Genomic DNA, 9,701 nt, shown 5'->3' with positions numbered 1-9,701 from the left:
GGACGTCACGGTAAAGACTGTCGTCAAGCGTCACGGCGTCGACATTTAAGGATGGATAGATGATGACGGATGCTCCGTTTGGAAAAGGTCGCCTTGGCATTTTAGGAGGTATGGGCAGCGAGGCGACCGCATACTTTTTGCGACTACTGGCCCAAAGTGCGGGTGCGCAGGTCGATCAGGACCATGTTCCATTTCTACTGCTTTCCTGTCCAGAGATTCCGGACCGCTCCACTGCAGTCGAGAACGGCGACACGATTGTCCCGACAATGATCCATGCACGTCTTGCCCAATTAGCGCGGGCTGGATGCAGCGCCATTGCCATTGCGTGCAACACTGCTCACTATTGGCGTGATGAATTCGCAGCGGCTTTGCAGATTCCGTTCATTGATATGGTATCCGCGACCACGCGGCAGACTGCGCTTTCAGGCGCAAGAAGTGCGATCGTGCTAGGCACGCGCTCCACTATCCGTTATCGATTGTACGATCAAGCATTGAATGATGCCGGCGTGCACGCCATCGAACCTGACGATGAAATCGTCGAGCTAACCAGTGCCGCCATCTCACTCAGCAAAGCAGGCGATCTTCCCGGCGCGTCGGCTCAACTGGCCCTTGCACTTGCGGCATGCAGTGCGCTGCACGCTGACGCTGTGATTCTAGGCTGCACCGAGTTGCCAATGGTGGTGCCTGCGGGGATCCGTGACATCCATTTGATCGATTCGGCATCTTGTCTAGCTGAGGCTTGCGTGCAGTGGTGGCGAGCTAGATCGATGCCTGACCAGGAAGTGGATGCACGCCTTAGACCATTAGTCAAGCTGGGTTGATCTGGCGTGTCATCGAGCGACCAACACGTTCACCGCCTAGCGCCCATAGGCATACTGCTCTGCCAACTTGCCGTTATCAATTCACCTTAGCGTTACCAGTTCAAATCTGGCTACTGGGTCAGCTTCATGCCGGCTATTTTGGCCGCTTTCGCGTCGAAGGTTGCCGTATATTGGCACTATGTTAGCGTCGGAGTGATACTGGTCCTTCCCCGCTGTGTGTGAAATCGGTACCCCGTGGGAGTGCAAAGGGACTCTCCCCTTGCACCACACGATAAAGCCCGTACTGGCAGTAGCCAGCGGCCTTGGCTCGGCCACTCCTTCCCGTTGTCGATCCAGCATCGTCTCACGCTCGAACTGCGCGATGCCGTTGAGCACAGTCAGCATCAGTTTACCTGTTTCAGTGTACGTATCCATGCCGAGATTAAGCACGCGCAGACTGACGCCTTTGTGCTGAAGCGTCTGTACGGTTGCCATTAAATCCGCGATCGATCTCACCAGCCGGTCCAGCTTCGTTACCACCAGCACGTCGCCTTCGCATACATACTCGAGTGCGGCAGCAAGCTGGATGCGTTCGTCGAGCAGCGAAACCTGCTCTTGGAATAGCTGTTCATATCCCGCGGTGCGCAGTTCCTCGAGTTGGGTCTCGAACTCGGCCTTCTGCTTTACGGTCGAGATACGTATAGCCGGCGATCATTCCCGATACTACATAGCTGGAAACGTATGGTCGTACCGGCTTTCGGCTGCTTCGTGCTCGCGTGTTGAATCGATGCTAACCCACGGCACAAACTTTACACAAAGTGTGGAAGAACAGTATTAATCCAGCGCTAACATCTACTCGGCTCCACTATCCCGACATTTTCATATCTCTCCATTACCGGCGATATGCGTTTCGGTAGGATATCGTTGACGGAACAACAAGTTTTCTCATTGAAATGCAGATGAATCAATTATAGATGCGACTTTATGCCGCGCTTCAACCTACGCCCACACCGTCAACCAGTAGTTCTATTACCGATTTTATAAGGTTTGCTAAATTTATAATTTTTCCTAGATCACGCTGTCATTATCAGCAAACAGCTACGCCAGTGCCCGGTGCAGCGCGGTGGATCGATTGCGCACGACTACCCTCTGCACTACCAAAAACTTCTTGCATTGTATCTCCAATCGCCGATGCAAAATGGAATTGTCCTTGTAGCCCCTTGCCTTCCTTTCCACCCAGTTTTTTAAAGCCGCACCCGCTGCCAAAAAACTTGCCAGTTGCGCGTCTCGCTTCTACACTGAGCGGTGTCGCGTTGGTCAGCGATATGAAAGATTAGCATGCCTACAGGGCTAGCTGAATAGCCACGATAGGCGTGTCGTCCCATGATAAAGCGTCGGCCTGATTGAGGCCAACGTTTTATGCAGGTCACGGATGGAGCATCAGAAAAATGAAGAACCGTAGTCTGCATCGAGTTCAATTAGCCGGGTTGGCGAAACGCACGCACGAGCCGCCCGGCGGCACTGGCGCGGCCCACAGCGTATCGGGTGTCGCTCGCGGATATGCACGCTCTCATGGGTGATGACGCCACGCATGCCCTCGTCGCTCATATTAGCCAGCAGAGCGGTGGTCACACAGATGCGCGAATGCTTCGCCAGGAGCCCGACCGTGTTGGCTTCCTTGTCGGTATGGTCGTACAGAATGACCGGGCAAGTCTCAGGCAGTAAGACCACTATCCCTGCCAGCCGAATTTGCAGCGTCTCATCGCGCGAGAGCTTTGGAGCAAGAAAGCGCGCGGCGAGCGGCGCACTGGCGTAGAAGCCGAGCAAGAAGATTAGGCTGGCGATGGTCTGAGCTAGGGGTTGATAGGCGGGGCTGGGAGTCAGACGCGCTGCCACCCATAGTATCCCGCCGCCGACTTCCATAATGAAGACGATTAGGATAGTTCGTCGGAACCAGTGCGATGGGATCATTAGAGCTTGCAGTCATCGCAAACAATGACAGGGGAAATGGATCGGTACGGGCTCTGATCGATGCCGGCGCGCCAGTCATTGCGCATGTTCACCGTTTGCGCTCGGGTGGCGCAACCGCCCAGGACCCAAGCCGCAAAGGCAGCAAGTAGAATGTACTTCCTTTTCATTCAGTCCCCCTTCCTAGGTTTAGGTTGTTGATCCCATCGAGCAATCCTGGGCGCACGGGGCGCTGACGCGGACCTCCACCATGCGCGCGACGATCGCCTGCCTAAATTCATAGACAGACACTTATTTACACAATACGGTAAGCCACTAGTAAAAGCCGCATACACTTGGCGGTTTTCATAAGGACAACAGGTAAAGCCCTGCCGTACACTATCAAGCTTGGCATGTAGTGAGCGTTCATGTCATTGTCAAATACGCAGATAAAGGATATTTTGTCATCCAACAAACCCGTTCACTACCCAAGACTAAAGGAGCACTTGAATGAAGCAAATTCTTGTCCTTACCTTTATGATGGCAGCACTGTCAAGCGTTGTGTATGCCCAGAAAGGATCGGCACAACAGGGCGGTATGTGTTTCTCGGACAATCACAGAATCAGCAACTCGGAAGCCGTATGGAGGTGCGAGAACCTCGGCCGGGTAACCATCAAAGAAATTTACGAAAAAGGGTTTCGGGTTGTGGGCTCCTATCCAACAGACTATGCCGCACTACAGCCCAACGCCACGGCCAAAAGGACTCCTTCGAGCGTATATCAGTACCTCGTCATTGAGGAACAACGAAGATGAAAATCTCAAAAATCCTATTTGGCCGCCGACGCTGGATGCTTTGGATTCCCGTGCCGCTTGCCGCGCTGGCCTCAGTCAGCGTCGCTGAATTTGGCACGCTGCTTGTCGGCGGTTTAGTTTTCTGGATCCCTTATTGGTTCGCATGGTGGCTGAACGACGGATTCAAGGGCATGTCCGACTGGCCGGTCGAAGCACCGACTGTCACAGGCGGCGGCATCCACCCACTAACGGGAAAATATTGCATGATTCATCATTTATCTTGGGGTGACGTTTACGTATAGGCAGCGTTTGAAGGGGCTAAGCCCCTTCCCTCTAGTCTTTCTTCCCTCCCGTATTGATTTGGACATTGGCCGCACTTTCTCGCTTCATGTTGTCGCTAAGCTTTTCGCCGTCAGCCGTGCCATCACCGCCCGTGATCTTATCCAACACCTTCTTACCGTAGTCCTTGACATCCCGGACCTCCATGTCCTCTACAACGCCCATTTGATTCACCCGCCCTGCGCCGACCTCTTTGTCCGGGCTGGCCCAGGCGTTCACGTTCTCGTCTAAAGCCTCAGCACGCGCTGGTATGCTGCCCCTGCTCTTCGAATCGAGCTGGCCGTGCACCTCGTCTCTGGAACGGCGAACGATGGATGGCGCGCTGGTATCGATGATCAGCGCACCGGCACCACCGTAGCCGGCTAGCTTCGGATTGGTCGCTTCTCATGCTGGTAACGGAGAAATTGCGCTCGTTGCGCGCGGCCTCATCTAGACCGTGCTGGGTTGAAACCTCACGGCTGCGGCCCTACTCTGCCGAGTAGGTTTTGCGCAATTCGGGGGCCAAATCCACCATGGAAGAGCGCCGTCTACCATCGGGCGCCGATCCGCTCAACAGTGGCTGGCTGATACATGGCACAGAACTTGCTCTAAACGTCGACGGCAGCCGAGTCGTAGCGCGCGCTGTCCAATTGCACGTCGTTCCCCGTCGCGCAACCGACAACGGCACTTGCCACCGACGTGTACAGCACGAGCCGCGCCAGGCGCCACGTCGTATGAGTATGAAAAAGGACGCGAAACGGCACACAAAGCCGGCTCGGACCCCGGCATCGCGGCAAGGCCGGGGCGTACCGGCCCCGGCCTACGCAAGCCTAGCGAAGATCGAGCGCGACATCGACAATCATGTCCTCCTGGCCGCCCACCATCTTACGGCGGCCAAGCTCGACCAGGATGTCAACGGTCTTCAGGCCATACTTCTGCGCGGCCACCTCGGCATGACGCAGAAAACTCGAATACACGCCGGCATAGCCGAGCGCCAGCGTCTCACGATCGACGCGCACCGGACGGTCTTGCAACGGCCGCACCAGATCATCGGCCGCGTCCATCAGCTGGTACAGGTCGCAACCGTGATTCCAGCCCTGCTTGTCGGCAGCCGCGATGAATACCTCGAGCGGCGCATTGCCCGCCCCGGCACCCATTCCGGCTAGGCTCGCATCGATGCGGTCACACCCTTCTTCAACCGCAACCAGCGAATTGGCCACGCCAAGGCTCAGATTATGGTGCGCGTGGATGCCGGTCTGCGTATCGGCGCGCAGCACCTCCTTCAGCGCGCGGAACCGGTCACGCACGTCGTTCATGCCGAGCGCCCCCCCGGAGTCGACCACATAGATACAGCGCGCGCCATAGCTTTCCATCAGCAGCGCTTGCTCGGCCAGCTTCTGCGGCGTGGTCATGTGGCTCATCATCAGAAAGCCGACCGGGTCCATGCCCAGTTTCCGAGCGTACTCCAGGTGTTGCCGCGAGACGTCAGCCTCAGTACAGTGCGTCGCCACGCGCACGATACGCGCACCGGCGTCGTACGCATTGCGCAGGTCGTGGATCGTGCCGATGCCAGGCAACAGCAGCGTGGCGATTTGGGCCCTCGTCACGCTTTGCGCGGCGGCCTCAATCCATTCAACGTCGCTGTGCGCGCCGAATCCATAGTTGAAGCTAGCGCCTTGCAGCCCGTCGCCGTGCGCGACCTCGATACTGTCCACGCCGGCACGGTCCAGCGCGGCCGCGATCGCGCGCACGTTCTCCACGCTGTACTGGTGTCGTATGGCGTGACTGCCGTCGCGCAACGTCACGTCGGAGATATACAGTTTCTTGCCCGTGTGGTTCATTATGCGGACTCCCGATGGCCACGCGCCATGCCCGCGTCGAGGCGGCGGCGCGCGATCAAGTCGCCGCACGCAAGCGCGGCCGATGTCATGATGTCTAGATTACCGGCATACGACGGCAGATAGTGCGCCGCGCCTTCGACCTCCAGGAACACGGACGTCTTCAGGCCGTGCGCGGGTCCGATGCCAGGCACGTTCAGTGGACGCTGCGGCACAATCTCGTCGAATTGGACCTTTTGTTTGAGCCGGTATCCCGGCACGTAGGCCTGTACACTTTGCACCATTTGCTCGATGCTTTGTTCGACCCGCCGCGTATCGACGTGCTCGGACAGCACAAACACCGTATCCCGCATGATCAGCGGCGGCTCCGCCGGATTGAGGACAATGATTGCCTTGCCGCGCGTGGCACCGCCCAGCGACTCGATCGCGCGGCGCGTGGTTTCGGTGAATTCGTCGATGTTCGCGCGCGTGCCGGGTCCCGCGGACTTGCTGGCGATCGACGCAACAATTTCCGCATAGTGAACCTTGGCCACACGCGAGACTGCCGCCACGATCGGTATTGTCGCCTGGCCGCCGCACGTGACCATATTGATGTTCGACGCGGTCTCGGCCTGCAGGTTAATCGCCGGAATCACGAACGGCCCGATCGCAGCCGGCGTCAGGTCAATCACCTGCACGCCATGGGCCTGCAAGATCTCGTTGTGCCGCGCATGCGCGCCGGCAGACGTCGCGTCAAACACGATGTCGACGTCGTCAAACACGTCCAGATCGAGCAAGCCATCGATGCCCCGCGCAGTCGTCGCCACGCCGAGTCGAGCAGCCCGCGCCAATCCGTCGGACTGCGGATCGACGCCCACCATCGCACCCATTTGCAGATGCTTGCCGTTGCGCATCACCTTGATCATCAAGTCGGTGCCGATATTGCCCGAGCCGATAATGGCGACCTTCACCTTTTGCGTCATGCTTGTGCTCCAATCGTACGATTTCTTGCTAAGCGGCGCGTGCCTCGCGGCGCGCGTCGCTTAGCCGGCCACGTGGAATCCGGCACTGCCCAGCCGCTCGATGTCGACCGACACATACTGACCCGGCGCGATGTACTCGGCCGAAGTCGCGCCACCCGCCATCACAATCCAGCCTGCCTGCAGCGGCTCGCCGGCCTGCGCGGACAAGCGCGCGGCCGCCACCAGCGAACGCAGGGGGTGGCCAAGCAATGCCGCGCTCGAGCCGACTTGCTTGACCTGTCCGTCGATATTCAGTGTCAAGCCCAGGTTCGAAAAGTCGATGTGCGGGTCGCACCACGCGCCGATCACAAAGCCACTGGACGAGGCATTGTCAGCGATCACCTCGGGCAACGTGAACTTGAAGTTCTTGTAGCGCGAATCGATAACCTCGAGCGCCGGCGCGATCGCCTCCACGGCGGCCAGCGCCGCGGGGGCCGTCACATCCGCAGCCAACGGCCGCTTGAGCAAAAATGCGATTTCCGGCTCCACGCGCGGATGCACGAAGCGCCTGAACGACACTGATCCGCCTTCCTCGAGTTGCATGGCGCAGGTCAACCGGCCCCAGATCACGTCGGACAGTCCCATCTGAAGCATCTTTGCGCGACTCGTGAAACCCATCTTCACGCCCACCCTGCGCTCCCCGCGCGCGAGCCGCCGCGCAATCGACGCAGCCTGAATCGCGTAGGCGTCCTCCAACGACAGACGAGCGTCGAGGTCAAACTGCTCGACCTCGTGTGCGTCACGCGCCGCCGTATCAAGCAGTGTGGCGTATTCGGTAATGACGCTCATCGATGGGCCTCGTTCGGATCGCGTTCAAAAACTGCCCGCACAGAACCAACACCATTGATGCGAGCTTGGACCACGTCGCCGGGCACGATCGGGACCATCGGCCCGAGCGCCCCGGACAACACTAGATCGCCGGCCTTGAGTGGCGTGCCCAAGGCCGCCATCGTGCGTGCAAGCCACACGAGTGCATTGACGGGACTGCCCAGGCAAGCGGCGCCCGCGCCGACCGACACCGGCTCGCCGCGGCGCTCCATCACCATACCGCACAACCGCATATCGAACGCGGCAACGCTCACCGGCGTATTGCCTAGTACAAAGGCCCCCGACGACGCGTTGTCGGCGATCGTATCGGTGATTCGGATATTCCAATTCGCGATGCGACTGCCGACGATCTCGATCGCCGGCAACGCATAGTCGATGGCGCGCAGCACATCTACATGACTGGGACGCACCGCTTCGATATCCTTACCGATGACGAACGCGATTTCGGCCTCCGCCTTCGGTTGCGTGAGCGCCGACGTGGGAATCGGCTCGCCGTCGCCAAAACCCATGTCGTCGAACAGCATGCCGAAGTCGGGTTGGTCCACGCCGAGCTGCTGCTGCACTGCGACCGACGTGAGGCCGATCTTGCAGCCGATCACGCGCTGCCCACGCGCGATACGCCACTCGGTGTTCTCACGTTGGATCGCATAGGCCGAATCGATCGCCAACGACGGCCAGGTGTCGCGCAGCGGTGCGATGTACTCGCCGCTGCTGGCCGCCGTGCGCAGCGCCGCGGCCGCCTGCTGGATCTGTTGTGGCGTCATGTCAGCCCCCCCACTCCGGCTGCGCGGCCACTTCATCCTTCGTATGCGCACCGATCGCCCAGTGTACGGCCGGCACTTGGGTAGCATACACACGGATGCTCCGCAGCGGTGCGCCAAGCGTCTCGTGCGCCGTGACGGCGACCGCCTTGACGCAGGACTTGACCGCTGCCTCACTGCGGCCCTCGACCAGCGAGATATGTACGATTGGCATCGAACTTCCCTTGAAGTACTGAATCCGCCAGGCGCGAGCGCGCCAGCACGGGGAGGATCTTGCCAACCGCCGGACATACCGTCCAATACTGTTTTTTTACGTTACGATACTAAAACAGTATGGCATAACGGGAGCCGAACGATGGATCTGAAGCAGATGCGGTACTTCCTCGCAGTCGCACAGGAACGCAATTTCGGACGCGCTGCGCAGCGTCTGCATATTGCGCAGCCGCCATTGACGCGACATATCCATGCCATGGAAGCGCAACTGGGCGTCACGCTGTTTGTGCGCAGTACACGCGGCGCGGAGCTGACCGAGGCGGGACGCACGCTGCTCGCTGAAGTGCCCAACATCCTAGCGCTTGCCAAAAGAGCTACCGAGCAGACGCAACTCGCTGGCCAGGGACTGATCGGAAGACTGGACGTGGGCATTTTCAGCTCCGGCATCCTGCAGGTGATTCCTCAGCTGCTCGCCACCTTTCATACCGAGCGGCCACGGATCAAGATAGGACTGCACAATTTGACCAAGGCCCAGCAACTCGATGCGCTGCGCGAACGCCGGATCACGATCGGCTTTAACCGGCTAGTGCCACACGATGACGACATCGCCGTCGAGAAAGTGCTCGAGGAGCCGTACCTCGTCGCGCTGTACGACGGTCATCCGCTATGCAAGAAGGCGCGGATACGACTGCGCGACCTAGACGGCGAGCCGATGATCTTGTATCCGAACGCGCCCGTGCACGGGCTCGCCCAGGAAATCGCGGCCGCCTTCGAGCAGGAACGTGTGACGTTGCGGGTGGAGCAGGAGGTGGAGGATGTGGTGACCTGCATCGCGCTGGTGGCGAGCCGGTTCGGCGTCTGCATCACCACGGCTTCTGCCGCCAACCTACGCTTGCCGGGCGTCACCTACCGGCCGCTGCAGTCGCGACGCATGCGTCACATCGCGCTCAGTTGCCTGTATCGGCGCGACGACGAGACGCCGATTCTGCATGCATTCTTGGAAGTGATCCGGCGACGCCGCCACGACGGCAAGCACTATTGCACGCAACCGGTATCACAGCGACGGTCACGCGCGTCGGCCGGGGCCGATGCGCCATGCGGTGACGTTGCGCCGATGTTCTGATACCCGATATCCCTGCCCCAGTGTCCCGACACCGGCTTGCCGGCTCTTCGATCCATAGCCGATATGACGGCAGCCATCGA

Annotated in this window: 12 protein-coding genes; 4 read left to right on the top strand and 8 right to left on the bottom strand. The window is 59.3% G+C overall.

What is annotated here, in order from left to right:
- Positions 1-59: 59 nt before the first annotated feature.
- Positions 60-821 carry an aspartate/glutamate racemase family protein gene (locus IHE30_RS04610; protein WP_337689253.1) on the top strand — a complete coding sequence of 254 codons (762 nt, stop codon included), beginning with the start codon at positions 60-62 and terminating at the stop codon, positions 819-821.
- A gap of 81 nt (positions 822-902) precedes the next feature.
- Here the strand turns inward: IHE30_RS04610 and IHE30_RS15075 are convergent, their stop codons facing one another.
- Positions 903-1,496, bottom strand: a complete 594-nt coding sequence (locus IHE30_RS15075) for a recombinase family protein (RefSeq protein WP_443193602.1) — start codon at positions 1,494-1,496, stop codon at positions 903-905.
- A 744-nt stretch (positions 1,497-2,240) separates the two neighbouring features.
- Entirely contained in the window at positions 2,241-2,771 is a 531-nt protein-coding gene (locus tag IHE30_RS04605) for a M48 family metalloprotease (RefSeq protein ID WP_337689252.1), read from the bottom strand.
- Positions 2,772-3,257: 486 nt separating this feature from the next.
- Here IHE30_RS04605 and IHE30_RS04600 point away from each other — a divergent pair, with 486 nt between their 5' ends.
- Together IHE30_RS04600 and IHE30_RS04595 are read left to right on the top strand one after the other, a co-directional pair.
- The gene (locus IHE30_RS04600; protein WP_337689251.1) at positions 3,258-3,560 is read left to right on the top strand and encodes a hypothetical protein; all 303 of its coding nucleotides are present in this window, start codon (positions 3,258-3,260) and stop codon (positions 3,558-3,560) included.
- Complete coding sequence (locus IHE30_RS04595; RefSeq protein WP_337689250.1) at positions 3,557-3,841, top strand: hypothetical protein; 285 nt, start codon at positions 3,557-3,559, stop codon at positions 3,839-3,841. Before IHE30_RS04600 ends, IHE30_RS04595 begins: the two co-directional genes overlap by 4 nt.
- Positions 3,842-3,872: 31 nt before the next feature.
- Here IHE30_RS04595 and IHE30_RS04590 read toward each other — a convergent pair whose 3' ends face one another.
- The 6 genes from IHE30_RS04590 to IHE30_RS04565 all read right to left on the bottom strand — a co-directional run bounded on the left by IHE30_RS04590 (position 3,873) and on the right by IHE30_RS04565 (position 8,499).
- Positions 3,873-4,166 (bottom strand): hypothetical protein, encoded by a 294-nt coding sequence (locus IHE30_RS04590; RefSeq protein ID WP_337689249.1) that lies wholly within the window; start codon positions 4,164-4,166, stop codon positions 3,873-3,875.
- Positions 4,167-4,687: 521 nt separating this feature from the next.
- Entirely contained in the window at positions 4,688-5,698 is a 1,011-nt protein-coding gene (gene dmpG, locus IHE30_RS04585) for a 4-hydroxy-2-oxovalerate aldolase (RefSeq protein WP_337689248.1), read from the bottom strand.
- Entirely contained in the window at positions 5,698-6,657 is a 960-nt protein-coding gene (locus IHE30_RS04580; protein ID WP_337689247.1) for an acetaldehyde dehydrogenase (acetylating), read from the bottom strand. Before IHE30_RS04580 ends, dmpG begins: the two co-directional genes overlap by 1 nt.
- A 60-nt stretch (positions 6,658-6,717) precedes the next feature.
- Positions 6,718-7,485 (bottom strand): 2-keto-4-pentenoate hydratase, encoded by a 768-nt coding sequence (locus IHE30_RS04575; protein WP_337689246.1) that lies wholly within the window; start codon positions 7,483-7,485, stop codon positions 6,718-6,720.
- Entirely contained in the window at positions 7,482-8,288 is an 807-nt protein-coding gene (locus IHE30_RS04570) for a 2-keto-4-pentenoate hydratase (RefSeq protein ID WP_337689245.1), read from the bottom strand. The genes IHE30_RS04575 and IHE30_RS04570 overlap by 4 nt, the downstream gene beginning before the upstream one ends.
- 1 nt (position 8,289) lies before the next feature.
- A complete protein-coding gene (locus tag IHE30_RS04565; RefSeq protein WP_337689244.1) occupies positions 8,290-8,499 on the bottom strand; it encodes a tautomerase family protein in 210 nt (69 codons plus the stop codon).
- Positions 8,500-8,640: 141 nt separating this feature from the next.
- Here IHE30_RS04565 and IHE30_RS04560 point away from each other — a divergent pair, with 141 nt between their 5' ends.
- Positions 8,641-9,621, top strand: coding sequence for a LysR family transcriptional regulator (locus IHE30_RS04560; protein ID WP_337689243.1), 981 nt, complete (start codon positions 8,641-8,643; stop codon positions 9,619-9,621).
- The last annotated feature ends 80 nt before the right edge of the window (positions 9,622-9,701 follow it).

Source organism: Mycetohabitans sp. B46 (assembly GCF_037389205.1).
Classification (GTDB): domain Bacteria; phylum Pseudomonadota; class Gammaproteobacteria; order Burkholderiales; family Burkholderiaceae; genus Mycetohabitans.
The sequence above is the reverse complement of the archived record's forward strand: the minus strand, read 5'-3'. Positions and strand labels throughout refer to the sequence as shown.

Bases quoted from the DNA above. Each gene is read 5' to 3' on its own strand.
- IHE30_RS04610 (WP_337689253.1), top strand. From the start codon at position 60: ATGATGACGGATGCTCCGTTTGGAAAAGGTCGCCTTGGCATTTTAGGA.
- IHE30_RS04605 (WP_337689252.1), bottom strand. From the start codon at position 2,771: ATGATCCCATCGCACTGGTTCCGACGAACTATCCTAATCGTCTTCATT.
- IHE30_RS04600 (WP_337689251.1), top strand. From the start codon at position 3,258: ATGAAGCAAATTCTTGTCCTTACCTTTATGATGGCAGCACTGTCAAGC.
- IHE30_RS04595 (WP_337689250.1), top strand. From the start codon at position 3,557: ATGAAAATCTCAAAAATCCTATTTGGCCGCCGACGCTGGATGCTTTGG.
- dmpG (WP_337689248.1), bottom strand. From the start codon at position 5,698: ATGAACCACACGGGCAAGAAACTGTATATCTCCGACGTGACGTTGCGC.
- IHE30_RS04580 (WP_337689247.1), bottom strand. From the start codon at position 6,657: ATGACGCAAAAGGTGAAGGTCGCCATTATCGGCTCGGGCAATATCGGC.
- IHE30_RS04575 (WP_337689246.1), bottom strand. From the start codon at position 7,485: ATGAGCGTCATTACCGAATACGCCACACTGCTTGATACGGCGGCGCGT.
- IHE30_RS04570 (WP_337689245.1), bottom strand. From the start codon at position 8,288: ATGACGCCACAACAGATCCAGCAGGCGGCCGCGGCGCTGCGCACGGCG.
- IHE30_RS04565 (WP_337689244.1), bottom strand. From the start codon at position 8,499: ATGCCAATCGTACATATCTCGCTGGTCGAGGGCCGCAGTGAGGCAGCG.
- IHE30_RS04560 (WP_337689243.1), top strand. From the start codon at position 8,641: ATGGATCTGAAGCAGATGCGGTACTTCCTCGCAGTCGCACAGGAACGC.